This window comes from Gilliamella sp. wkB112, from assembly GCF_001690685.1.
Classification (GTDB): domain Bacteria; phylum Pseudomonadota; class Gammaproteobacteria; order Enterobacterales; family Orbaceae; genus Gilliamella; species Gilliamella apicola_J.
The window spans coordinates 267,578-291,173 of sequence record NZ_LZGL01000009.1; the positions used below are offsets into that span (position 1 = coordinate 267,578).

The window sequence follows — 23,596 nt, forward strand, 5'->3', positions numbered from 1 at the left end:
TAGTGTCGTAAATTATATTAACACGGCTCAATTATTTTTTATAACCAATAAGCATTTCCCGTTTAACGCCAAAGCCTTGGCGTTTACTAACCACAAATCCAGCATTGATTAAATTACGGCGCACAAAACCTGCTGCAGTAAAAGTAGCAAAGCTACCATGACTAGCCGTTAATTGAAAACAAGCATTAAATAATGATTCAGACCACATATCCGGATTTTTAGCCGGTGAAAAACCATCAAAAAACCAAGCATCTACCAATAACTGTTGTTGGACTAAAAAATCAGGAAAATAACTGACATCACCATTAAATATAGCCAAGCTAACCTCTGTTTGCTGCCAAGATCCTTGGTCTAACTTAGTTTGTAACTGTTTGGCTAAAGAACTTAATGGTTGGTTATTTGGTATAATGCTATCATGGATCTTAACCATGTCTGACTTAGATAATGGATATTTTTCAACACTAAAAAATTTAAGTTGCTTGAGAATATGCTCAGGATGCTGTTGCCTAAATTGCAAGAAAGTATGCCATAACAGTAAAAAACTAAGCCCGGAACCAAAACCTGTCTCACCAACAATAAACTCATCACGGCAATGTTGAAGAAAACGTTGATATAAATTATTCCCCTCAATAAACACATAGTTGGTTTCGGCAATCGCCCCGTCAGTATTAAAATACACATCATTAAAATAACTCGACATAGGATTCTGGTTTTCATCCCAGAAAATGGTAGCTTTTGGCATAAAAATCCTTTCAACAACGATCTTTGATGGCGCTGTATATTAACTAAGTTTCCGTATATAATACGCCAGAATAATTGATGAGGTAAATTATGGTTTTTCTATTTCGCTTAGTTAGCGTTTTAATATTAGGGATTATTATTTGTTGTTTAGGCATAATATTTTGCTTATTTAATCCACGTAACCCTAAAAATGTCGCCCGTTTTGCACATCTATTTAGTTTCTTTTTTGCACCATTATTAGGTGTTAAAGTTGATACCCGTAAATATCCAAATATCGAAAATCTAGGCAGTTGTGTGTTTATCGCTAACCACCAAAACAATTACGATATGGTAGTTGCAGCCGAAATTGTACAAGCTAAAACCGTTACAGTTGGTAAAAAAAGCCTAGCTTGGATCCCCTTTTTCGGTCAACTCTATTACTTAACTGGTAACATCTTGCTTGATCGTAATAATAAAGCCAAAGCTCACGATACCATTAATCAAGTAGTCAATGAAATTAAACGCCGTGGCATTTCAATATGGATGTTCCCGGAAGGTACTCGTAGCCGTGGTCGTGGATTACTCCCATTCAAAACTGGCGCTTTTAAAGCCGCCATCGCTGCGGGTGTACCAATTGTGCCTATTTGTGTGTCTGACACTAACAATATCCAATTAAATCGTTTAAATAACGGTCATATGATTGTCGAAATGCTCACCCCTATTGAGACTAAAAACCTGCGCAAAGAAGATGCTCGAGTACTAATGGAACAGTGTTACCAGCAAATGGCCGACAAAATCCAACAAATCAACGCCGAAGTAAAACAACTTAATCAACAATCGTAATTCATGCATAACCAAGATCGCAATTTTGATGATATTAGTCATAAGTTTGCTCAAAACATTTATGGCACCACTAAAGGTCAAATTCGTGCTGCCATTGTCTGGCAACAATTAGAAAATATTTTGGCAACTTATCCAAAACAGCAACCGTTAACCATTTTAGATGCTGGTGGTGGTCAAGGACAAATTGCTTGTAAACTAGCTAAATTAGGTCACCAAGTAACTCTGTGTGATATTTCACAACAAATGCTAAAATTGGCTCAAACACAGGCTCAATTGGAACAGGTCTCTATTGAGTTTATTCACGGCGCTATTCAACAACTTGATAGTGCTATCAATAAGCAATTTGATTTGGTTATTTGCCATGCAGTACTCGAATGGGTTGCCGAACCTATCACTTTACTACAATCACTAAAACACCACCTAAAACCTAATGGTTACTTATCACTGATGTTTTATAACTACGATGCATTATTATTTAAAACTGTTACTTTAGGTAATTTTGGTTATATCAAATCCGGCTTGGCTAAACGCAAAAAAAAGACCCTCTCACCGGATCATCCACGCGTACCCAAAGAAGTTTATGCTTGGTTAGCTAACCTTGATTTTAAGATCACTAATGTTACCGGAATTCGCGTTTTTCATGATTACCTAATCAATAAAAGCAAAGCGCAAACTAACTTTGAACAATTATTACAACTTGAGCAGCAATATTGCCAAAGCGAACCTTACCTAAGTTTAGCCAGATATATATTAGTTACCGCCAAAAATATAAATTAGCTAACTAATAACCATTTTGCCCTAAATTGCAAATCATCACTCGAAAATTTATGTATAAATCGGTATGATAAGCACATCAATTTTATCAGTAAAGGAAAGTGATTATGATCGTTGTTACAGGTGGTGCAGGGTTCATTGGTAGTAACATTGTTAAAGGTTTAAATAATCTTGGCTATACCAATATTTTAGTTGTAGATGATTTAACCGACGGTACCAAATTTGCTAACTTAGTCGATTTAGATATTGCCGATTATATGGATAAAGACGAATTTATTGCCGCCATTATTGCTAATGACGATCTAGATATTGAGGTTATTTTTCATGAAGGCGCTTGCTCATCTACAACTGAATGGGATGGCAAGTACATGATGGAAAACAACTATGATTATTCCAAAGACTTACTCCATTATTGCTTAGATTTTAATATTCCATTTATATACGCTTCCTCTGCTGCCACATATGGTGGTCGCAGTGATAATTTTATTGAAGATCGAACTTATGAAAAACCATTAAATGTGTATGGTTATTCAAAATTCCTATTTGATCAATATGTCAGAAGCATATTACCGCAAGCCGAATCTCCAGTTTGTGGTTTCCGCTACTTTAATGTGTATGGCCCGCGTGAATCACACAAAGGCAGTATGGCCAGTGTTGCCTTCCATTTAAATACACAAATTAATAAAGGTGAAAAACCTAAATTGTTCATAGGCAGTGATAACTTTAAACGCGACTTTATTTATGTTGATGACGTAGTTAGCGTTAATTTATGGTTCTGGCAAAACAATATTTCTGGCATTTACAATTGTGGCACCGGGCGAGCAGAATCATTTCAAACCGTAGCTGATGCTGTGCTTAATTACCATCGCAAAGGTGAAATTGACTATATTCCATTCCCGGAAAACCTGAAAGGACGCTACCAAAGCTTTACCCAAGCAGATTTAACCAAATTTAGACAAACTGGTTGCCCGATTGAATTCCAAACCGTCACAGAAGGCACAACTAAATATATGCAATGGCTAAACAAGCAATAAAAGGTAACTAAAATGAAAACTCTCATTATTGGTCCTTCATGGGTTGGCGATATGATGATGTCTCAAAGTCTATATCGCACCTTAAAACAGCTTAATCCTGAGAATAAAATTGATGTCATGGCCCCCTCTTGGTGCCGAGCACTTTTGAATAAAATGCCCGAGGTTAACCAATCAATTGCTATGCCACTTGGTCATGGTGAATTTTCACTAGGTAAACGCCATCAATTGGGCAAATCCTTACGGGATGAGCATTATGATCAGGCGATAGTGTTACCAAATTCCTTTAAATCTGCTCTGATTCCTTTCTTTGCTAGGATTCCTAAACGTACGGGTTGGAAAGGTGAAATGCGTTATGTTTTACTCAACGATATGCGCAAACTTGATAAAAAGGCGTTGCCATTAATGGTGCAACGTTATGTTGCTTTAGCCTATCCTAAGCATGAAATTCATACTGCCGATGAATTACCTCAACCACTGTTGTGGCCAAAGCTTGAAGTTCAAGCCGATGAAATTACACAAACTTTAGCTAATTTTGAAATTCCCCAAGACACGCCATTAATTGGCTTTTGCCCCGGTGCCGAATTTGGGCCGGCTAAACGTTGGCCTGATTACCATTATGCAGCGCTAGCTAATCTGTTGGTTAAGCAACATGCCAAAATTTTAATTTTTGGTTCGGCTAACGATCGTGAAGTTGGTGAAAGAATTATTGCTAAAATGAATCATGGTGAGGAGTGTATTAATTTAGCGGGTAAAACTCAGCTTGAACAAGCTATTAATTTAATTGCCGCTTGTAAAGCTATTGTCACCAACGATTCAGGTTTAATGCATGTAGCAGCGGCGTTGGATCGTCCTTTAGTTGCACTTTATGGTCCAAGTAGCCCTGAGTTTACCCCACCATTATCCAATAAAGCTGAAGTAATGCGTTTGATTACTGGTTACCATCGTGTGCGCCAAGGTGATGCCGAACAAGGTTACCATCAAAGTTTGATTGATATTAAACCGGAAAATGTGTTTGAAACTTTGATGAAATTAATTGTTCGTTGCGAAAAGAGTAATTAATTATGCGTGTACTGGTAGTTAAAACCTCGTCCATGGGCGATGTATTGCATACTCTGCCGGCATTAACCGATGCGGCTAACAACCTGCCTAATATTACTTTTGATTGGGTAGTTGAAGAAAATTTTGCTCAAATCCCCAGTTGGCATTTTGCCGTCGATAAAGTTATTCCGGTAGCGATCCGCAGATGGCGAAAAAACTGGTTTGGTCAACAAATACGCCATGAACGTCAACAGTTTATTCACATGCTTCGGCAGCAACAATATGCTGCTATTATTGATGCCCAAGGCTTGATTAAAAGTGCATTCCTAATTACGCGTAAAGCACGTGGTATCAAACATGGACTTGATCGTGCTAGCATTAAAGAACCTATTGCTAGCTGGTTTTATGATATTAAGCACCATGTACCTAAACAATTACACGCTATCGAACGCGTGCGTTTATTATTTGCTGCGAGTTTAAACTATACTTGCCCTAGTACTATGGGTGATTATGCTATTGCTCGTCATTTTTTAACGACATTACCTAGCGATAACCAACAGTACCTAGTATTTTTACATGCTACCACCCGTGATGAAAAACATTGGACTGAAGCTGCTTGGCGTCACTTAATAGAATTAATCGCACCAACTGGTTTTAAAATTAAATTACCTTGGGGTGCACCACACGAACAACAGCGAGCTTTACGTTTGGCTCAAGGTTTTAATCATGTTGAAGTATTACCCAAACTATCACTTTCTGAAGTAGCAACAATTATTGCTGGCGCGAAGGCTGTGATCTCGGTCGATACGGGTTTAAGTCATTTAACTGCGGCATTAGATCGCCCTAATATCACATTATTTGGTGAAACTGATCCTCAGTTAATTGGCGGTTACGGTAACAATCAATATAGCATTATATCGCCAGATAAAAGCATGCATAGTATAACTGCCGAGCAAGTCTATAAAAAGTTAGCTAACTTTTTATAGATTTAAAAACGCATTTTTATCTATTTTGAAAAGGAATCAATTAAATGAATCAATATTGTGATCTTATCCGCGAGAAATATGTACAAATTGGTAGTAATGAACTGGGCTATGTTGAGGATGCATTGGCAGCGGTTATGCAAGTACTTGATGAAATCGCGCGTGATCAACAAGTACCCGAACTATTAAGGCAAAAAGCGGCTTATGCTGCTGCGAACCTATTAATGAGCGACTTTGACATTAGCTAATAGCTGTTGGTAAATTAATTACAAAGCGAGTGGATTGGTTATCTGATTCAACATAAATACTGCCTTTATGGGTTTCAATAATCGATTTAACAATCGCTAAACCAATCCCGGCACCGGAACCACCTTCATGACTATTGCGATGCCGTGATTGATCAACACGATAAAAACGGTCAAACAAATTGGGCAAATGTTTACTATCAATTTTAGTGCCCGGATTAGAAACGATCACTTTTATTCGTTTGTCGGTTACTTGACTTAAAGTAATAGTAATGGTTTCATTTTCCGGCGTGTAGCGAACAGCATTGGATAAAATATTAATGAATGCTCGCCCTAACATAATTTTATCTCCCTGAATATGGGAACACTGACCTTCTATATTAAAAGTAATATGTTTTTCATCAGTAAGTGGTTCAAAATAATCACATAGATTAGTAATCATTTCCAATAAATCGATATCAATTAAGTTAGGTACCAATTGTCGATTATCAGCCTGTGCTAAAAACAGCATATCAGCAATCATTTGCGACATTTTTTCATATTCTTCTAAATTAGAATATAAAATCTCACGGTATTCTTCAGTTGTTCTAGCATTATTCAACACGATCTGTGTTTGGGTGGTTAAATTAGTAATGGGAGTACGCATTTCATGAGCAATATCTGCAGTAAAATCACGTTGACGCTGAAACATATCTTCCATTCGACTAAGCATATCATTAAATGCTTGTACTAAGCTAACGTACTTAATCGGTACTGATGAAGTAGGAATGCGATAATTAAGGCTTTTTAAACTAATGCGTTCAATTTTCTTAATTAAACGATTGATTGGTTTTTGGGTAAAATAAATAGTAATCAGAGAGGCAATTAAAGCTAAAATACAAGCAATACCAATAAGTATCCCTAAACCATAACGTAAGCGACTAATAAATTCAATTTGTAAATCCCGCCCCACAGCGACAATAGTAGTATATTCTTTACCATCATCCACCTTCATGCGTGAAGCAGCAATACGGTAGGATGACTTATCCATATTGAAAATTGCGGTACGGTGTTCACTAATAATTTGTTCCAAATCTGCTGGCGTTAGAGCTATAGCGAGATTAGGACCTCGGGTCCGGTAAAGAATTTTACCACCGTCATCAATGATATAGACAAACAAGTGATGATGACCAGTTAAAATCAACAGCAAATTCTGAAAAAATTCATCACGATTATCATCTGGTGAATAATAAGACAGTTCACGTTCAATCGAAGTTATCACCGAGTTTAATTCAGTCACATTTTGTTGAATGGAAAATTTTTCAAATGAACGTTCAATTAAGTAACTGAAACAATAAAGTAGCCCACAAGTTAGTAGGCAAATAATAACTGGTAACCGGAACGAAATAATATTATTCTGTTTCATTTAAAACATCTAACTTATAGCCCATTCCTCGAACCGTATGAATTAATTTAGGTTCAAATCCGGCATCGATTTTATTGCGTAAGCGTCTAATAGCAACATCAATAACATTGGTATCACTATCAAAATTCATGTCCCAAACTTGGGAAGCAATTAATGATCTGGGTAATACTTCTCCCGGGTAACGTAAAAAATATTCTAATAATAAAAATTCTTTATTGGTTAAATCAATCCGAGTACCGGAACGAGTAACTGTTCGTTTAGGCAAATCCATAACCAAATCAGCAATGGTTAATTGGTAATTATTAACTTGCGGAACATTTCGTCTTAATAACGATTTAACACGAGCCAATAACTCGGCAAATGAAAACGGTTTAACTAAATAATCATCGGCACCAAGGTTAAGGCCTTTCACTTTATCTTCGACTCGACCCATTGCCGTAAGTAAAATAATTTGAGTATCTTTGCCAGCTTGGCGTAAAGATTCCACAATCTTCCAACCTACAATATCTGGTAACATTACATCGAGGATAATTAAATCATAATCTTCGGTCATTGCTCTATGGTAACCATCCAAACCATTATTAGTCAGATCGACAATAAACCCTGATTCAATTAGACCCTGACGGAGGTACTCACCTGTTTTCTGTTCATCTTCAACAACTAATAACTTCATTTTAACATTTCCTTCGTTGTTTTATCAGGTTATCTATATTGTATACATACCCTGTTAGCATATACGAATTATCCAAATGCTATCATGACATTTTAATGACTATTTTGTAATAATATTGTCACCATATGGTTGGTTTTGTTTTGCTATATTAGCCGCGCAATGATTCATGAGGCTAGACAGTATTGTTTCATTGTTTTATTTCCTTTCATCCATTCCTTGCAATTTAATGCAGCCCTAGTTTATCTAGGGTTTTTTTTTATTAAAACAATGCTAGTGCCAATCTCTATACAATATATCGGTAATTTTTAGTAAAACTTAAGTTATTTTACCAAAAAAATTTGATTTTAAATATGCAAATTAGTTACTTCCTTTGTAAAACCACACCTGTTTCAATATGTTGAGTATAAGGGAACTGATCAAATAACGCCAAATGTTTAATATTGTGCGTTAACGTCAATTGCTGTAGATTTTGCTGCAGTGTTTGTGGATTGCAGGAAATGTACACAATCGTTTGATATTCCTTAAGCATATCAATTGTAGCCACATCCAAACCACCACGTGGTGGGTCGACTAAAACTGTATTACACTGGTAGGTATCAAGATCAATACCGTGTAAGCGCTTAAACTCTCGTTCCTTTTTAAGAGCACAGGTAAACTCAGCAGCAGATAACCGTGCAATAATCAAATTACTAATGTTATTCACCGCTATATTATGTTGGGCAGAATAAACTGATGCTTTGGCAATTTCAGTAGCTAACACTTTACGGAAGTTTTGCGCTAATGCTATGGAAAAATTGCCATTACCACAATAAAACTCAAGCAAATCACCACTCAATCCCTTAGTTACACTAATAGCCCACTCCAACATTTTAATATTCACCACAGCATTGGGCTGGGTAAAGCTATTTTCCACTTGACGGTAACTAAAGTTGTTGCCCAGGACTGGCAATACTTCATCAACATAATCCACATCTACCGGAATTTTTTGATTGCTAGCGCGGCCAACTAAGTTAGCATTAATCCCCAAATTAGCTAATTGTTGTTTGAGATGTTGAGCTTGTAATAACCACTCATCACCTAATTTTTTATGATATAAAAGAGTTATTAATAGTTGACCACTCAAAGTGGCAAAGTAATCAATTTGGAACAGCAAATGCCGCAGTGTTTGATTATGCTGTAACAATGGCAAAATAGCCTGCATAGCTTGATTAATGAGCAGGGACGCAATAGGGAAACTATCAACGCGCACCCTTTTTTTAGTATTTTTATCATACATAATATGATAAAGCTCTTCACCATTATGCCAAATCCTAAACTCAGCCCTCATGCGGTAGTGGCTAAGTGGTGAAGTATGCACGGTTAATTCTGGTAATGAAAACTCAGATAACAGATCTGTAAGATGAGTTATTTTATTGGTTAATTGTTGATTATAAGTTGCAGTTGAAAAACATTCAGTCATATTAATTGATTACTATTAAAAATATCCGGTTTATTATTGGCAGCTAATTATGGCTAATAACATAACTATAAAAGTAACTAATTATTAAGCTACATAGTGCCAATAATTAAATAGAAAGTTAATGAAATTGAGATGCCATAATCTTAACATAAACCTACAAATATGATAAATCATATACGTAAACGTATAGCATTCCTGAAACATCTTTACAGTAAATAGTCAATATTGAAAATCAACAAAGCAAATACCCGATCATAGCGCAATAACTGATTGTAGTTCTATTGATTGCCGTTATAATGGGGCACATTATTAGTGACAGTATATTATTAACGATAAATACCTTATGACCGCACAGACTTTTTCCGAATTAGAATTAGACGACGTTTTAATTCACAATTTACAACAACAAAATATCAATTCCCCAACCGTAATCCAAGCGCAAACTATTCCGGTAGCATTAGATGGCAAAGATATTCTGGGTTCAGCGCCTACGGGGACTGGTAAGACTTTAGCTTTTTTAATCCCTGCAGTGCAACATTTATTAGACTTTCCACGTCGTAAACCCGGGCCACCACGAATATTGATTTTAACCCCGACCCGTGAACTAGCAATGCAGATTGCTGAACAAGCTAAACTGTTAACTACAACCACTAATTTAAGTATTGCAACTATTACTGGCGGCGTCGCTTATATGAACCATGCTGAAGTGTTCAGTAAAAATCAAGATATCGTCATTGCCACCACTGGTCGCTTACTGCAATATATTAAAGAAGAAAACTTCGACTGTCGCGCAGTGGAAATGCTGATTTTAGATGAAGCCGATCGCATGTTAGACATGGGCTTTGCGCCAGATGTAGAAACCATTGCCGCAGAAACCCGTTGGCGAAAACAAACACTATTATTTTCGGCAACATTAGAGGGTGAAGGCCTACATGATTTTGCTGAGCGCATTTTAAATGAACCGGTAGAGATTAATGCCGATCCATCGCGCAAAGAGCGTAAAAAAATCTTACAATTTTATTATCGTGCCGATGATTTAACCCATAAACTGGCCTTGTTGATTCACTTATTAAAACAGCCAGAATTGCAAAAAACGATTGTGTTTGTCCGTAAGCGTGAACGAGTACACGAATTAGTCACTTGGTTACACCAAGCTGGTATTAGTAGTTGTTATTTAGAGGGTGAAATGGTTCAGGCTAAACGTAACGAAGCCATCAAACGCATCAGTAACAATACCGTAAATGTATTGGTAGCCACCGATGTTGCCGCGCGCGGGATTGATATTGATGATGTAACCCATGTGATTAATTTTGATGCGCCCAAAACGGCTGATGTTTACTTACATCGCATTGGTCGCACTGCGCGAGCGGGTAAAAAAGGCACTGCCATTATGTTGGTTGAAGCCCACGATAATGAATTATTGAAAAAAATCGAACGCTACATTCAAGAACCAATTAAATTGAGAACTATTGATGAACTAAGGCCGAAAACTAAAGCCCCTAAACCGGCAACCAAGAAAAAAGTCTCACAAAAAACTAAGCAAAAACAGTTAGATAAAAAGAAAGAGCAAACTTCTAAGAAAAAGGTTAAACTTCGTCATCGCGATAGCAAAAATAAAGGCAAGCCCAAAAAGTTAATAACTGCAACCGAATAATAAACACTCACCTAATAGTTTAAACTTATAAAATTGATTGTTCATAACAGCTTGGACAATCAACTTTAATTGCTATAATGCATTAATTAATTGTTATGCATTTTAAATACCCAAGGAGAAAGATTATGACATTGGTAACCCGTCAAGCGCCAGATTTTACATCAGCAGCTGTATTAGGTAATGGAGAAATTGTAACTAATTTTAACTTAGCAAAACATATCAAAGATAAATACGCAGTAGTGTTCTTTTGGCCTATGGACTTCACTTTTGTATGCCCATCTGAAATCATTGCTTTTGATCACCGTTTAGACGAATTCAAAAAACGTAATGTTGAAGTTATTGGTGTATCTATGGACTCTGAATATGTTCATAACGCATGGCGTAACACCTCTCAAGACAAAGGTGGTATTGGTGAAGTTAAGTTCCCAATCGTTGCCGACGTTAAACATGCAATTATGCAAGCTTACGGAATTGAACACCCGGAAGCTGGTGTAGCATTACGAGCATCGTTCTTTATTGATAAATCAGGTATTGTACGTCATGAAACTATCAATGATTTACCAATTGGTCGTAATATTGATGAAATGCTACGTATTGTTGATGCCTTCCAATTCCATGAAGAACACGGTGAAGTTTGCCCGGCTCAATGGACTAAAGGTAAACAAGGTATGAAAGATAACCCTAATGGGGTAGCAAGTTATTTAAAACAACATGCTAAAGAACTTTAATAACTAAATTAATCTTACCCAAATTGGTTTACTAGTATACCGGAGTTAATCTCCGGTTTTTTATCATAAAAGTAACTTATTACAGCTCAGACAACTACCCAATACACTTTTCTGTAAATATTATTACCAAATAGCTATTTTTTGTTACTATTAGCCTTATTTAAATTAAATTAATTATTACCCAAAGGAACATTATGGCTTGGTTCATTCTTATTATTGCCGGATTGTTTGAAACTGGCTGGGCAATTGGTCTCAAATATTCAGATAGTTTTAGCAAATTAACCTCGTCAATCATTACCATAATTTTAATGATTATCAGTATAGTGCTGCTAAGTATAGCCATGAAAAATCTTCCAGTTGGAATTGCATATTTAGTGTGGACAGCTATTGGTGCAGTAGGTACGATTATTGGCGGGATAATCTTGTTTAATGATAGTTTCAGCATGGCGCAAGCTATTTGTATAGCGTTTATTATTGGTGGTGTGGTCGGTTTAAAGCTAGTATCATAAAACAATCTATAATTATTCTAACTGAATCATGCTAACTAACTACATGGTCATATGTAAGCCCACAACCCCAATAATAATAATTGCTAACCCCAATAGCCGTGCAGTATTTTTGGGTTCATTAAACAGCAACATATTGGCTAATACCGATCCCGAAGTACCAAGCCCTACCCAAACCGGGTAAATAATACTCAATTCAAGGTAGTGTAATGAAAAATAAAACAACAAAAATGAAACAAAAAAGCCTCCCCAGTATAGCACTAAACGGAGCCAATTTTTTTGTTGGGCATATAACTTAAGGCCGACAGCACCAATAACCTCAAATATCGATGCGGTAAAAATTAATAGCCATCCCATAAAATTATCCTTTACCTTTAACGCCTTATATAATCAAATACTCAACTATCGGTGCGTTTAAGTTGCACTACCCCAATAATAATTAATGCCACAAAAAAGATTTGTAACATTTGTATATCCTTACCAAATAGGAATGCATCAATAACCGTAGCTCCAATAGCGCCAACGCCAGAAAATATTGCATACACAGTGCCTGTGGGAATGGTTTTACATGCATTAGTCAAAAAAGTAAAATCGATCATAATCAAGGTGATGATAATCAGCCACTGCCATAATTCTGTGGCAATGCTAAATCCTAAAATCCAACATAATTCAAAAAAGCAGGTCAATACCACAAAAGCCCACTCTTTATTCACGCTAAACATAGCTACCCCGTTACCCTTGTTTTCGTTATTTATTGGTCGGTTTTGCTGTTATCAATAACCAGTGGTACTGACAGCAACAGATGGTTCGCAAACGTAAAAATCTGCCACCTAAAGATCTAATATAAGTTAAATTAATATTGAATATTTGCTATTATTTATTCACTGTAGAAATAATTCTACAATGAAGAAATATAAATGGCAACCCACAATTGCTGTTAAGTAAAGCCGTGACCTTAAACTAAACGTTATTTTGCACGGTCAATAATAATAGCGATATAATATCAACGCTTTTCCGCGTTTGAGATTAACCATGAAGAATCCAAATAAAATTAAAACTACCGGACCTAAAGGCTTAGCTTCGCAAACAATGGTGAATGCTGCCATTGAATTTATGGAAGCTGTAGGTGATTCTAATTTTAGTTTGCGTAAATTGGCGAGTAAAATTGCCTGTGATCCAATGTCGCTACAATACCATTTTAAATCTAAAAAAGGCTTGGAACGAGCAATGGCCGAAGAGTTAACCCGCAGGATCACTACCATTAGTGACTTAGAACCATGGGATCAACGCCTACAACATTTAGCTTATCAATACCGCGAGATCGCCCTTGCCTACCCCAACACCTTTAAATTAATGCAACAATTTTGGAGCACCGGGCTAGCCGACTACATTCGCGCCGAATATGTGTGCCAAGCACTTACCGACGCCGGTTGCAATGATAATCAAGTCACCAGTTTTTGTTTAGGTTATTACGCCTGCATAATTGGTTTAGCGGCATCAGAAGCTGGTGGACTATTGCGCCCAGCTGACGAAACCGACATCCAAGACATTAAAAAATTACCCGATCAAGGATTTGAACTAACTAAAAAACTGGCTCCCGCCTTCCAAGCCGTCGAGCCCGGACAAGTTTTTGCCTACACTGTGGATCTATTTATTGAAGGGATCAGAAAGGCATTACCAAAAAAATCACCGCCCGGCAATTAGCGGGGCGGTTAGTTAGTTATTATTTTAACCTACCATTGACTTACGGTAGGCAACAATGTCTTCTATGGTGACTACCGGTAACTTGTGTTGTTTAGCAAATTTAACCACTTCTGGTGCTCTAGCCATGGTGCCATCATCATTAGTTAGTTCGCACAATACCGCAGCGGGTTTTAAACCTGCTAAAGTCACTAAATCAATCGAAGCCTCTGTATGACCGCGGCGAGTCAGAACGCCACCTTCTCTAGCAACTAATGGGAATACATGACCTGGATGGTTTAAATCACTTGCTTTAGCATTATCAGCGACGGCAGCCTTAATGGTTGTGACACGATCAGCGGCCGAAACTCCGGTAGTCACTCCTTCGGCAGCTTCAATCGAAATCGTAAATGCGGTGTTATTTTTGCTGGTATTATTGGCAACCATCATAGGTAATTGCAACTGTTGGCAACGGCTTAAAGGTAAACATAAACACACAATCCCACTACCATAGCGAATGGTCATTGCCATTTGTGCATTAGTAATTGTTTGTGCCGCCCAAATGATATCGCCTTCGTTTTCACGATCTTCATCGTCTAAAACTAACACCCCTTGACCGGCTTTAATTGAAGCAATAGCTTTTTGAACTCGCTCAACTGGGGAGCCAAATTCCTGTAAATTAAACTGATTCATGGTAAATACCTATCTCTTTATTATTTAAAATATTTATTATTTACCTAAATAGTAATAATGGTTGGTATTACTGAATAATAACGCAGTAAACCAGTGACTTAATCAGCAATTAGTTTCTAGCCGATAAGCCTTATTATGCTCACGTTAATACAGCCCATGTTAATACTATTTATGTAGCAATAAATTAAATACCAGAATCAGGGCAAGTGCTTGACCATAGTGACTTTGCTTAACAGCAAATTATGAAAAGATAAGCAACTCTCTTTCATCCAGACTGTAACTGTCGGCTTTGGAATTTCACCAAATCTGCTAGACCTTAATATCATTGCTAATAAAGGCTAAAAATATTAAGCGCTCGTGGGCTGTACCACCGGTGGGGACTTACACCCCGCCCTGAGAATTTTGTCAGTTAACTGACATCTGTCACTATAATACAAAATGCATAAAAAAAACATGGATATTTTATTTGTGGCATCAACTTCTTAACTGTTCATATTTACTCAGTTGCCCCCGTGAGGGCAACCTCCGTTTAACTATAATAACTCATACATTTTTGGTGCGTTAGAAATCATATACCAAAGACTAAATGCTAAGGATAAACACATGTTGCTGTATGGTTGAAGTATGGAGTGTATTGGTCAAGACTACCATCCACCCCATAGACAGTATAGTACCAAACTGAAGTTGTTTCGCTAGTCCAGTATAAGTTAGTCTGACCATGACGTTTAGCAAAGTTGGCATCATAATACAACTCTATATTTCCCCATTCGGTAAAAAAACCAGCTCCAATACGACGCTGATAATGAGCTCCTCTGGTTGTGGAGTTGGTGAGTTCTTTTACTAGCGGCAGGCGATAACCCATCCCTCGGCACCAAGAATTGAGGGTATAGTACGATGTGTTTCGATTTCCTGCACCAATGAACCACTGTTTTAAGACAAAGCCATATTTTAGCGCAGCTCTACCACCACTATCGTAACCAATTAATTCGAATGTTTGCGGTAAATCTGGTTTATTAGCATCCGTGGTGCCGGTTAGCGTAACGCGGACACTATTTCCACTGGCATTAGGTGTCATGGTAGCAGTAATACCACCCAACGTAACTGATGGCCAAGTCAATGGTCCACTCCCCCCCACCATTAAATCAAAATATAAATTATTGGCACCAGTAGTTGGAAAGTTTAGATCGTAAGATGATGGAGAAGTCGATTGAATCAGAAAACCATTATTTGGACTCCATATGTCTGCAGGGCCAGCATACGAACCTCCACCATATTCCAAAATTGGTCTGGCATGACAGATGACAGGAGATGCTTTGGGGTTGATATAGTAAGTAGCGCTGCTACTCTTGAAAGTACGCTCATTCGGAGTTCCATATTGAGTAGTTAAACTACCATCAGTGCCGGTTAAAACCACTTTATAAGGTGCTTTACAAATATTTAACTTTATATCTCGTCCCACTGTTTGGTCATCATTATCAGTAATATTAACACTTAAACTACCAGTTACCTTTATACCATTTATTCCTTGACCATCACCATCATCATCTCCCCAATAGTTATTTGGCGCACCAATTAGTTCACTTAATGCTATATGATCAGTAGTTGGGGGGACTAGCATATTAATATCAGTGAAGCTTGCATCTAAATTTGGCAATTCTATTGGATTTTCTTTACTTGAGGTATTTGTTGCCGGAGTGATGCGAGTACCGTCGGATAAAGTAATACCTAATAGATCTTCAGTAGTGGTCGCTTTGGTAACCCCACCATCAAAAGTTAAATAAGGTTGACTGCCATTAATAAAATTGGCCGTACTTGCGGATAAAGCCTGAATATTAACGGAATATGGTAATAATAACATAGGTACTATGGCTAAAGATAATTTAGATAGATGTTTTAAAGACTGGATTAATCTTAAGATTAGATATGCTATTAATGATAAGTGTGACTTTAGACTACAACTTAACTGCTGGTAAAAACCAGGTAATAATGAAAGATCACCGTTCCGTGCACTTCTATTTATTCGGCTTAAGGTAAAAACAATACCTGAACTAAATCCCTGAACAAAATCGTGATTAAGAAAAGTTAAAACATTGGTTTGCCAGCGCTGGTGTCTGGTGTCTGGTGTCTATAATGATACTTCATAACATCCTGCCTGTCAATTAATTTACTGTTTTAATTCATGTTTTTATGTTTGTTTGCTTAGTTACTAAGCTAAATCCATTTTTTTAGCTTTTTAATTATAACGACTTTAAAAAAATTGACTATTTTTTTACCTAAGAGATTTGTAAAGAAATGTAAATTTCAATATTTAATTGTTCCTGTTGGGTGTGACTTTGTAAGGTTTGAGCTTTCGGAATTAGCTTATTTTTATACTGAAACATATAGTCCATTGGAAACATCTTGACAGAAAGGTAAAGGTAGGGAAATTGAAAAACAGGGATTAACACTAATCCCTGTTTGTATGGATGTAGTAAAATAGCTAATTTAAAACTCACCACCACTAACGTCGCCAACCGCCATTAAACTAAGTTAAGTGGCGGTTTTATAGTGAAAAAAATTAACGCATGCGAATTTCACGCAAGCGGCGACGTTCGGCACGGCGCATTAGCAGCCATGAAATAAAGCCAATAATTGCTACGATTAATAATATGATTGTAGCTAGCGCGTTTACTTGTGGATCGACCCCTAAACGCACTTTTGAAAATATCAGTTTTGGTAAGGTCATGGCACCAGGTCCAGTAACAAAGTTAGCAATGACCACATCGTCTAACGACAGGGTAAACGCCAGTAACCAACCTGAAACTAATGCCGGCGCGATCATTGGTAATGTAATAATGAAAAAGACTTTTAATGGATTTGCCCCTAAATCGAGAGCAGCTTCTTCAATTGACTTGTCCAATTCGCGCAAGCGGGCACTAATCACTACGGTAACGTACGCGGTACAAAAAGTTGCATGCGCCATCCAAATAGTTAATGCGCCACGATCTTTTGGCCATCCTAATACTTGCCCCATACCCACAAACAACAGTAATAAAGCCAAACCAGTAATTACATCCGGCATAACTAACGGTGCAGTGGTCATAAATGAAAACAGATTGGAACCACGGAAGCGCCTAAAACGAATAATCGCATAAGACGCTAGCGTACCTAGTATTAACGAGAATGTGGCCGCACCGGCAGCAATCGACAAACTCAGCCCAACTGCTTTAAGTAACGTTTCATTGTGAACCAATTCAAAATACCATTTGGTAGAAAATTCCGCCCATACGGTAACCAATTTTGAACTATTAAATGAGTAAATAATCAAAATAATCATTGGTACATATAAAAAGGCAAACACTACCAATAAAATTAGCCCTTTTAAACAATTACACATTAAAGCTAAAGTGACAATCGCGGTGACGATAATACTAAAGATAAAACAACTAATGTAAAAGCTACTACTACCAATTAATGTTAGTCCAGAAGCTGAGATCAAAATCGTCAATAGCATAGAGCCTAACAATGAGGAGATAAAGACGATCAAGGCTGTTCGTAAAATAATTGATAAATTATTCATTTATTTACCCCCCAATTGTCGATTTTGGAACTTATTAAAGTAGTAAATCGGCACAATTAAGATTAATAACATCACGGTGGCAACGGCTGAGGCTGCAGGCCAATCATGGTTATTAAAGAATTCTGTCCACAACTGAGTACCGATCATGATCCCTTCTGAAGGTCCTAATAGCTCAGGGATAACATACTCACCTACCGCCGGAATAAATACCAGCATACCACCTGCAATCACCCCATTTTTAGTTAATGGCACAATAATTTTGAAGAAGGTTTTAATAGGTTTACAACCTAAATCTAAACTCGCTTCGATTAAAGTGGTGTCGACTTTACTAAGTGATGTATAAATAGGTAATACCACAAAAGGTAAGTACGAATACACAATCCCTATATAAACTGCTAAATAGGTTTTCATGATGATCAGTGGATGTTCAATATCGATTAAACCTAACCATGCTAAAAAATTATTTAATAAACCATTAGGATTCAATATACCAATCCATGCATAAACACGGATCAGGAATGAAGTCCAAGATGGCAAAATAATCAACAATAATAAAATATTGCGGGTAGATGGTTTACACTGCGAAATCGCCCACGCCAATGGGTAACCAATCATTATGCACAATAATGTGGAAATGGCCGCCACTTTTAATGATTGTAAATAGGAATCAATATAAATGGTGTCACTAACTAGATTGACATAGTTACCGAAATTTAAGGCAATATTGAGCAAACCATCATCATAGCTTAATAAGTCAGTATAAGGTGGTACTGCCGCCACCATTTCGGAAAAACTGATTCTAAACACAATTAAAAATGGCAATAAGAATAATAACAACATCCATAAATAAGGAATGGCTATTACAATTAATCGCCCATAGAGCGTCATTAAATCAGAATTACTTGGTTGTTTACGCAATTGTTTAAAGGCGTAATAAATGGCCACCAAGCCAACTGGGATAAATAATATACTGCCAGCAATAATTAGCCGATAAGCAAATTTAGATGGCTTGTAATAAGTTAAATATGCGCCCAAGCATGACAACAAAAAACTCAGTGTCATGGCAGTAAATAACGCATCTAAAAATAGATTGTCAAATGCACCAGTGGTTAAAAAACGCCAATAAACATTGAGCAACACCAAGGCATTTAAAAATAAACCCAATAAAATGGATCGCATCACTATATCCTCTTCGGTTTATTCAGTAAGAACCACACAACTATCTATTTCCCAAGACAGATTCACGCTATCACCCCAAGTCGGCATCCCTTTACGGTAACGATGCTCGTTTTGTAATTGCGCAATAATAATTTGCCCACTATGTAACTTAACGTGATAAATTGATAGATCACCTAGATAGGCAATTTCCACAACTTCGCCCACCGCAAAGTTGTAACCTTCTTCTGGGATTTCGTCACACAGTTTGATTTTTTCCGGGCGTAAGGCGACTTTGAATGGCACGCCTTCAACTGCCGGCGAATCATAGTCCACTTTTAATGGATGTTTAATCATTGGGCAACCAATGATCAAGCCATCTTCTAATGTTTCTTGCAAAATACCGTCAAAGATATTAACCGAACCAATAAACTCGGCACTATAACGGCTATTCGGGTGCTCATAAATTTCTTCCGGCTCACCAATTTGGATAAATTGCCCTTTATTCATGATAGCGATGCGCCCGGCCATAGTCATAGCTTCTTCTTGATCATGAGTAACCATTACGCAAGTAGCACCCACTTGTTCTAAAATGCTCACTACTTCTAGTTGCATACGGTCGCGAAGTTGCTTATCAAGTGCGCCCATTGGTTCATCAAGTAATAATAATTTTGGCCGTTTAGCTAAACTCCTAGCTAAGGCTACACGTTGCCTTTGACCACCAGACAATTGGTGCGGTTTGCGTTTTCCGAATTGTTCCATATGCACCAAGGCTAACATTTCTTCTACGCGTTGTTTAATTTCGTTGCGGTTTAACTTGTCTTGTTTTAAACCAAAAGCAATATTTTGCTCAACCGTCATGTGAGGAAATAAAGCATACGATTGAAACATCATATTAATTGGACGATTGTAAGGTGGCACTTGTGACAAGTCTTTACCATCTAAAATAATCTGTCCGGAAGTAGGTTGTTCAAAACCTGCAAGCATACGCAACAGTGTTGATTTACCACTGCCAGACGCCCCTAATAATGCAAAAATTTCACCGGTATAAATAGTGAGATTAACATCATCAACGGCATAATAATCGTCATTGAAAACTTTAGTTAAGTTTTTGATCTCCAGTAATGGAGTTATCATCTTTTTTTTAGGCTGTACCTGAATTGTTGTTTTATTGTTCACTCTTTTTTCCTCATAACAACAAGCCAAAAAAAACGAGACGGAAAGATTAAATCAATCCTTCCGTCTATAATTAAACGAGTAATTAACTCTAAATTTACTAAATCACTTATTTACCAGTTTTAAGTTTTGTCCATGTACGGGTAATCACTCGTTCAAGTTTTGGTTCTTTAACTTTTAGAGTGAATAATTTTTCCATCACTTCTGGTTTTGGGTAAACCGCTGGATCGTTTTTCACTTCTGGTTTAACAAATTTGTCATTAGCTTCTTTATTAGCACTAGCAAAGTTAACATCATTGGTTACTTGTGCGGCAATTTCAGGCTTCATAACAAAATTTAAGAACTCATGTGCTTCATCAACATTAGCTGAATCCTTAGGAATGGCAAAGGTATCGAAAAATACTAAAGCGCCTTCTTTAGGGATCTGATAACCGATATGTACGCCATTATTAGCTTCATTAGCACGATCACGTGATTGTAAAATATCCCCTGACCAACCTAAGATCACACAAATATCACCATTAGCTAAATCAGTGATGTATTGTGAAGAATGGAAATAACGGATATCCGGTCTAACCTTTTCTAACAATTCGTAAGCAGCACCAGTATAATCTTTAGCGTCAGTACTGTTTGGATCTTTACCTAAATATTGCAAAGCACTGGCAAAAATTTCGGTCGGCGCATCTAAAAATGCTACACCGCAATCTTTAAGCTTATCCATATTTTCTGGTTTAAATACTAAATCCCAGCTATTTACTGGCGCATCTGCACCTAGACGTTCTTTGACTTTATCAATGTTATAACCAATTCCTGTAGTCATCCATACATAAGGAATGGCATATTTGTTGTCAGGATCGTGAGTTGCCATTAATTTCATTAAATTAGGATCAAGATTTTTCCAATTTGGTAACTTACTTTTATCTAGTGGTAAATAAATATCTGCTTTAATCTGCCTGGCTAAAAAACTATCTGATGGTGAAACCACATCAAAACCAGAATTACCAGCCATTAGTTTACCTTCAAGAGCTTCATTTGAATCATAAACATCATAAACCAGTTTAATACCGGTTGATTTTTCAAAATCAGTTATAGTTTGCGAACCAATTTGCCCAGCCCAATTATAAAAATGAACCACACGGTCTTTGGCTATTGCAGATTGTGAAAGTACTAGTGAAACACCAGCTACGATTGAAAGAATAGTTTTACGTTGAGTAAACATGCTCACCACTTCTCCTCTAGTTAGGGATATTACATGTTAGACACAAGCCCATTGCAAAGACACAATGAACCCCCAAATTTTACCAATCATTTGTTATAAATCAATTGGCGAAACCGAGGTAATCAGGTCAGCAAGCGTCAAAAAATTAATGACCGAATTGAGTCGACCTTGGATTACGTGGGATAAAATACCTTTTTTTTTTAATATGTCCACATAAAAAAACAAATATCATAAGTTTCAGGCCTGAATGGTCACATTTTAGCCACTCAAGCCTTAATTAATCACCAATGGCAACTAATCTGGTTAATTTTATTCGGCATTAGCCTGTAAAATTTGGGCATCAGCTTGCCAAACTCGGTATTTAACGGTTAAATCATTGGGTACATAAAACACCATTGGCAATTGACTATTATAATTCAATAAACCTAAGTTATGACCAATGGTAACAAATTGAGTTTTAGTGGCATTTTCCGGGCAGGCCATTAATGTTGAAATGGTACCTTTTTTGTTGCTTTCAACCACATAATAGTTGTAACCCCAACCGGTTAACTCTTGTTGTTTAACCACACCAGCCAACAGCTGACTATTACAATCAACATTCATCTCTTTACCAATTAACACTTCCACTCGCGCATTCGCTTCATCAGCTAACGCTGGTAAATGAATAGCATAACGCGTGTAACCTACTTCTGCTTTAGGGTACGGTGCTGTGTCGTTAGCATTTTGGTTAGTCTGAGGTAAGTTGGTTGATTTAGCACATGCGGTTAATGCCGCTGCCATTAATACTAATAACATTAACTTTTTCATTTTTTTGCCTCCATTACGATTAAACACAATGCCTATAACATAATAGGCTTTTTAATTATAAATGGGTATAATATTAACAATAAATTTAATTATTGTGGTACCAAAATGCCAGCCGAAAAAAACACTTACGATTTACTAAAATTAATTCTAAATTTACTACTAATAGGTTTACTTATTGTTATCACTTACCGAGTGGTAGAAGTTTTTATCTTTGGATTCTTCTGGGCGGTGATGGTAGTTATTGCTACTTGGCCATTAATGATCAAGATCCAACAAAAATTATTTAACAAGCGTTGGTTGTCACTGTTGGTAATGGCATTAATTTTAGCTTTTGTCTGTGTAATACCTTTTATTCTGATTATTAGTAGTGTTGCTCAAAATGGTCACTATTTAATTGAATGGGCTAGGACCCTTTCGCACAGGGAATTGCCGACCTTGGATTGGTTAAATAGCATCCCTATGTTTGGTAGCGAACTGCATCAAAAATGGTTAGATTTAATTCATACCGATGGTTCGGACTTAGTTGACACAATTCAACCTTATATTGGTTCTATGATTGGTTGGTTATTAGAGCAGGCCACTAATATTAGTATTTTCATCTTCCATGCTGGCGTGATGATTGTTTTTAGTTTGCTACTGTTTTTAAAAGGTGAACGCATTACCCGCGATGTTTACTTATTTGCCAATCGTTTATCTAAACAATACGGTGCAGACACCGTTACCCTAGCCGGTCAATCCATCCGAGCTGTTGCCTTAGGGGTTGTCGTGACTGCGATTACACTGGCATTAATTGGTGGCATTAGTTTTGTGTTAACTAAAATGCCGTTCCCGGGAATTTTAACTTTAGTCTTGTTCATCTGCTGTGTGGCACAAATTGGGCCGGTGATTGTTATGTTGGGCTGCATTGTCTGGCAATTTTGGGATGGGCATACCTTATCAGGCATTATTTTAATTATAGTGGCAATTATATTAACCACGCTTGATAGCGTAATGCGCGCGTATTTAATAAAAAAAGGTGCTGATTTACCTTTCTTACTTATTCTTTTTGGTGTGATCGGTGGCGTACTAAGTTTTGGTCTAATGGGGTTATTTATTGGGCCTGTAGTACTAGCCCTCGCCTATAAATTATTTCAAAAGTGGATTAATGAGCAAGCTTAAACAGGTTACTTTTGAATAAGTAAATAATAGCTTGCCGCCCTATTAGGCCTATTGCGATCATTTATGGTAGCTCTTAGTAAAGCGGAT

General features: G+C 37.1%; 24 protein-coding genes and 1 riboswitch. Of the genes, 11 read left to right on the forward strand and 13 right to left on the reverse strand.

What is annotated here, in order from left to right:
- Nucleotides 1-31 precede the first annotated feature (31 nt).
- Nucleotides 32-742, reverse strand: coding sequence for a tRNA (5-methylaminomethyl-2-thiouridine)(34)-methyltransferase MnmD (gene mnmD / locus A9G12_RS03660; protein ID WP_065564505.1), 711 nt, complete (start codon nucleotides 740-742; stop codon nucleotides 32-34).
- An 89-nt stretch (nucleotides 743-831) separates the two neighbouring features.
- Between mnmD and A9G12_RS03665 the strand changes: the two genes are divergently transcribed.
- The 6 genes from A9G12_RS03665 (at nucleotide 832) to A9G12_RS03690 (ending at nucleotide 5,640) form a co-directional block, all read left to right on the forward strand.
- Nucleotides 832-1,563 (forward strand): 1-acylglycerol-3-phosphate O-acyltransferase, encoded by a 732-nt coding sequence (locus tag A9G12_RS03665; RefSeq protein ID WP_065564506.1) that lies wholly within the window; start codon nucleotides 832-834, stop codon nucleotides 1,561-1,563.
- Nucleotides 1,564-1,566: 3 nt separating this feature from the next.
- Nucleotides 1,567-2,340, forward strand: a complete 774-nt coding sequence (cmoM, locus tag A9G12_RS03670; protein WP_065564507.1) for a tRNA uridine 5-oxyacetic acid(34) methyltransferase CmoM — start codon at nucleotides 1,567-1,569, stop codon at nucleotides 2,338-2,340.
- A 104-nt stretch (nucleotides 2,341-2,444) separates the two neighbouring features.
- Nucleotides 2,445-3,371 carry an ADP-glyceromanno-heptose 6-epimerase gene (gene rfaD / locus A9G12_RS03675; RefSeq protein ID WP_065564508.1) on the forward strand — a complete coding sequence of 309 codons (927 nt, stop codon included), beginning with the start codon at nucleotides 2,445-2,447 and terminating at the stop codon, nucleotides 3,369-3,371.
- A gap of 12 nt (nucleotides 3,372-3,383) precedes the next feature.
- A complete protein-coding gene (gene rfaF, locus A9G12_RS03680) occupies nucleotides 3,384-4,430 on the forward strand; it encodes an ADP-heptose--LPS heptosyltransferase RfaF (protein ID WP_065564509.1) in 1,047 nt (348 codons plus the stop codon).
- A 2-nt stretch (nucleotides 4,431-4,432) separates the two neighbouring features.
- Entirely contained in the window at nucleotides 4,433-5,395 is a 963-nt protein-coding gene (gene rfaC / locus A9G12_RS03685; protein ID WP_065564510.1) for a lipopolysaccharide heptosyltransferase RfaC, read from the forward strand.
- Between the two features lie 44 nt (nucleotides 5,396-5,439).
- Nucleotides 5,440-5,640: a YaeP family protein gene (locus tag A9G12_RS03690; RefSeq protein ID WP_065564511.1), complete on the forward strand. Its 201-nt coding sequence runs from the start codon at nucleotides 5,440-5,442 to the stop codon at nucleotides 5,638-5,640.
- On the opposite strand, the gene A9G12_RS03695 is transcribed toward A9G12_RS03690, so the two are convergent.
- The 3 genes from A9G12_RS03695 to trmA all read right to left on the reverse strand — a co-directional run bounded on the left by A9G12_RS03695 (nucleotide 5,633) and on the right by trmA (nucleotide 9,174).
- Nucleotides 5,633-7,042, reverse strand: coding sequence for a heavy metal sensor histidine kinase (locus A9G12_RS03695; protein WP_065564512.1), 1,410 nt, complete (start codon nucleotides 7,040-7,042; stop codon nucleotides 5,633-5,635). The two genes, A9G12_RS03690 and A9G12_RS03695, sit on opposite strands and share 8 nt — an antisense overlap.
- Nucleotides 7,029-7,715, reverse strand: a complete 687-nt coding sequence (locus tag A9G12_RS03700; protein ID WP_065564513.1) for a heavy metal response regulator transcription factor — start codon at nucleotides 7,713-7,715, stop codon at nucleotides 7,029-7,031. Before A9G12_RS03700 ends, A9G12_RS03695 begins: the two co-directional genes overlap by 14 nt.
- Nucleotides 7,716-8,076: 361 nt before the next feature.
- Nucleotides 8,077-9,174, reverse strand: coding sequence for a tRNA (uridine(54)-C5)-methyltransferase TrmA (gene trmA / locus A9G12_RS03705; protein WP_065564514.1), 1,098 nt, complete (start codon nucleotides 9,172-9,174; stop codon nucleotides 8,077-8,079).
- 343 nt (nucleotides 9,175-9,517) lie between these two features.
- Here trmA and srmB point away from each other — a divergent pair, with 343 nt between their 5' ends.
- The 3 genes from srmB to A9G12_RS03720 all read left to right on the forward strand — a co-directional run bounded on the left by srmB (nucleotide 9,518) and on the right by A9G12_RS03720 (nucleotide 12,065).
- On the forward strand, nucleotides 9,518-10,828 hold the full coding sequence (gene srmB / locus A9G12_RS03710; protein WP_065564515.1) for an ATP-dependent RNA helicase SrmB: 1,311 nt from the start codon (nucleotides 9,518-9,520) through the stop codon (nucleotides 10,826-10,828).
- 125 nt (nucleotides 10,829-10,953) lie between these two features.
- A complete protein-coding gene (locus tag A9G12_RS03715; protein ID WP_065564516.1) occupies nucleotides 10,954-11,556 on the forward strand; it encodes a peroxiredoxin C in 603 nt (200 codons plus the stop codon).
- A 194-nt stretch (nucleotides 11,557-11,750) separates the two neighbouring features.
- Nucleotides 11,751-12,065, forward strand: a complete 315-nt coding sequence (locus A9G12_RS03720; protein ID WP_065564517.1) for a DMT family transporter — start codon at nucleotides 11,751-11,753, stop codon at nucleotides 12,063-12,065.
- 39 nt (nucleotides 12,066-12,104) lie between these two features.
- On the opposite strand, the gene A9G12_RS03725 is transcribed toward A9G12_RS03720, so the two are convergent.
- Nucleotides 12,105-12,419: a DMT family transporter gene (locus A9G12_RS03725; RefSeq protein ID WP_065564518.1), complete on the reverse strand. Its 315-nt coding sequence runs from the start codon at nucleotides 12,417-12,419 to the stop codon at nucleotides 12,105-12,107.
- Nucleotides 12,420-12,460: 41 nt separating this feature from the next.
- The gene (locus A9G12_RS03730) at nucleotides 12,461-12,784 is read right to left on the reverse strand and encodes a DMT family transporter (protein WP_218056566.1); all 324 of its coding nucleotides are present in this window, start codon (nucleotides 12,782-12,784) and stop codon (nucleotides 12,461-12,463) included.
- A gap of 310 nt (nucleotides 12,785-13,094) precedes the next feature.
- Between A9G12_RS03730 and A9G12_RS03735 the strand changes: the two genes are divergently transcribed.
- Nucleotides 13,095-13,766, forward strand: coding sequence for a TetR/AcrR family transcriptional regulator (locus A9G12_RS03735; protein WP_065564519.1), 672 nt, complete (start codon nucleotides 13,095-13,097; stop codon nucleotides 13,764-13,766).
- Between the two features lie 24 nt (nucleotides 13,767-13,790).
- On the opposite strand, the gene ribB is transcribed toward A9G12_RS03735, so the two are convergent.
- From ribB to eco, 7 genes are all read right to left on the reverse strand, one after another.
- Nucleotides 13,791-14,435 carry a 3,4-dihydroxy-2-butanone-4-phosphate synthase gene (ribB, locus tag A9G12_RS03740; protein WP_065564520.1) on the reverse strand — a complete coding sequence of 215 codons (645 nt, stop codon included), beginning with the start codon at nucleotides 14,433-14,435 and terminating at the stop codon, nucleotides 13,791-13,793.
- 253 nt (nucleotides 14,436-14,688) lie between these two features.
- Nucleotides 14,689-14,840, reverse strand: a riboswitch (FMN riboswitch).
- Between the two features lie 184 nt (nucleotides 14,841-15,024).
- On the reverse strand, nucleotides 15,025-16,293 hold the full coding sequence (locus A9G12_RS03745) for a hypothetical protein (protein WP_065564521.1): 1,269 nt from the start codon (nucleotides 16,291-16,293) through the stop codon (nucleotides 15,025-15,027).
- 699 nt (nucleotides 16,294-16,992) lie between these two features.
- Nucleotides 16,993-17,811, reverse strand: a complete 819-nt coding sequence (locus A9G12_RS03755) for an ABC transporter permease subunit (RefSeq protein WP_442903466.1) — start codon at nucleotides 17,809-17,811, stop codon at nucleotides 16,993-16,995.
- A 183-nt stretch (nucleotides 17,812-17,994) separates the two neighbouring features.
- Nucleotides 17,995-19,173, reverse strand: coding sequence for an ABC transporter permease subunit (locus tag A9G12_RS03760; RefSeq protein WP_255306491.1), 1,179 nt, complete (start codon nucleotides 19,171-19,173; stop codon nucleotides 17,995-17,997).
- Nucleotides 19,174-19,191: 18 nt separating this feature from the next.
- Nucleotides 19,192-20,286, reverse strand: a complete 1,095-nt coding sequence (potG, locus tag A9G12_RS03765; protein WP_065564734.1) for a putrescine ABC transporter ATP-binding subunit PotG — start codon at nucleotides 20,284-20,286, stop codon at nucleotides 19,192-19,194.
- Nucleotides 20,287-20,434: 148 nt separating this feature from the next.
- The gene (locus A9G12_RS03770; protein WP_065564523.1) at nucleotides 20,435-21,544 is read right to left on the reverse strand and encodes an extracellular solute-binding protein; all 1,110 of its coding nucleotides are present in this window, start codon (nucleotides 21,542-21,544) and stop codon (nucleotides 20,435-20,437) included.
- Nucleotides 21,545-21,853: 309 nt separating this feature from the next.
- Entirely contained in the window at nucleotides 21,854-22,351 is a 498-nt protein-coding gene (eco, locus tag A9G12_RS03775; RefSeq protein ID WP_065564524.1) for a serine protease inhibitor ecotin, read from the reverse strand.
- Nucleotides 22,352-22,456: 105 nt separating this feature from the next.
- On the opposite strand from eco, the gene ydiK reads away from it, so the two are divergent.
- The gene (gene ydiK, locus A9G12_RS03780; protein WP_065564525.1) at nucleotides 22,457-23,509 is read left to right on the forward strand and encodes an AI-2E family transporter YdiK; all 1,053 of its coding nucleotides are present in this window, start codon (nucleotides 22,457-22,459) and stop codon (nucleotides 23,507-23,509) included.
- The last annotated feature ends 87 nt before the right edge of the window (nucleotides 23,510-23,596 follow it).

Excerpts from the sequence above, each read along its gene's own strand:
- A9G12_RS03730 (WP_218056566.1), bottom strand. The coding sequence starts at position 12,784 with ATGTTTAGCGTGAATAAAGAGTGGGCTTTTGTGGTATTGACCTGCTTT.
- trmA (WP_065564514.1), bottom strand. The coding sequence starts at position 9,174 with ATGACTGAATGTTTTTCAACTGCAACTTATAATCAACAATTAACCAAT.
- A9G12_RS03770 (WP_065564523.1), bottom strand. The coding sequence starts at position 21,544 with ATGTTTACTCAACGTAAAACTATTCTTTCAATCGTAGCTGGTGTTTCA.
- A9G12_RS03720 (WP_065564517.1), top strand. The coding sequence starts at position 11,751 with ATGGCTTGGTTCATTCTTATTATTGCCGGATTGTTTGAAACTGGCTGG.
- srmB (WP_065564515.1), top strand. The coding sequence starts at position 9,518 with ATGACCGCACAGACTTTTTCCGAATTAGAATTAGACGACGTTTTAATT.
- rfaC (WP_065564510.1), top strand. The coding sequence starts at position 4,433 with ATGCGTGTACTGGTAGTTAAAACCTCGTCCATGGGCGATGTATTGCAT.
- mnmD (WP_065564505.1), bottom strand. The coding sequence starts at position 742 with ATGCCAAAAGCTACCATTTTCTGGGATGAAAACCAGAATCCTATGTCG.
- ydiK (WP_065564525.1), top strand. The coding sequence starts at position 22,457 with ATGCCAGCCGAAAAAAACACTTACGATTTACTAAAATTAATTCTAAAT.
- A9G12_RS03745 (WP_065564521.1), bottom strand. The coding sequence starts at position 16,293 with ATGTTATTATTACCATATTCCGTTAATATTCAGGCTTTATCCGCAAGT.
- A9G12_RS03755 (WP_442903466.1), bottom strand. The coding sequence starts at position 17,811 with ATGTGTAATTGTTTAAAAGGGCTAATTTTATTGGTAGTGTTTGCCTTT.
- rfaD (WP_065564508.1), top strand. The coding sequence starts at position 2,445 with ATGATCGTTGTTACAGGTGGTGCAGGGTTCATTGGTAGTAACATTGTT.
- A9G12_RS03760 (WP_255306491.1), bottom strand. The coding sequence starts at position 19,173 with ATGCGATCCATTTTATTGGGTTTATTTTTAAATGCCTTGGTGTTGCTC.
- A9G12_RS03715 (WP_065564516.1), top strand. The coding sequence starts at position 10,954 with ATGACATTGGTAACCCGTCAAGCGCCAGATTTTACATCAGCAGCTGTA.
- A9G12_RS03690 (WP_065564511.1), top strand. The coding sequence starts at position 5,440 with ATGAATCAATATTGTGATCTTATCCGCGAGAAATATGTACAAATTGGT.
- A9G12_RS03735 (WP_065564519.1), top strand. The coding sequence starts at position 13,095 with ATGAAGAATCCAAATAAAATTAAAACTACCGGACCTAAAGGCTTAGCT.
- A9G12_RS03665 (WP_065564506.1), top strand. The coding sequence starts at position 832 with ATGGTTTTTCTATTTCGCTTAGTTAGCGTTTTAATATTAGGGATTATT.
- ribB (WP_065564520.1), bottom strand. The coding sequence starts at position 14,435 with ATGAATCAGTTTAATTTACAGGAATTTGGCTCCCCAGTTGAGCGAGTT.
- eco (WP_065564524.1), bottom strand. The coding sequence starts at position 22,351 with ATGAAAAAGTTAATGTTATTAGTATTAATGGCAGCGGCATTAACCGCA.
- rfaF (WP_065564509.1), top strand. The coding sequence starts at position 3,384 with ATGAAAACTCTCATTATTGGTCCTTCATGGGTTGGCGATATGATGATG.
- A9G12_RS03725 (WP_065564518.1), bottom strand. The coding sequence starts at position 12,419 with ATGGGATGGCTATTAATTTTTACCGCATCGATATTTGAGGTTATTGGT.
- A9G12_RS03700 (WP_065564513.1), bottom strand. The coding sequence starts at position 7,715 with ATGAAGTTATTAGTTGTTGAAGATGAACAGAAAACAGGTGAGTACCTC.
- potG (WP_065564734.1), bottom strand. The coding sequence starts at position 20,286 with ATGATAACTCCATTACTGGAGATCAAAAACTTAACTAAAGTTTTCAAT.
- A9G12_RS03695 (WP_065564512.1), bottom strand. The coding sequence starts at position 7,042 with ATGAAACAGAATAATATTATTTCGTTCCGGTTACCAGTTATTATTTGC.
- cmoM (WP_065564507.1), top strand. The coding sequence starts at position 1,567 with ATGCATAACCAAGATCGCAATTTTGATGATATTAGTCATAAGTTTGCT.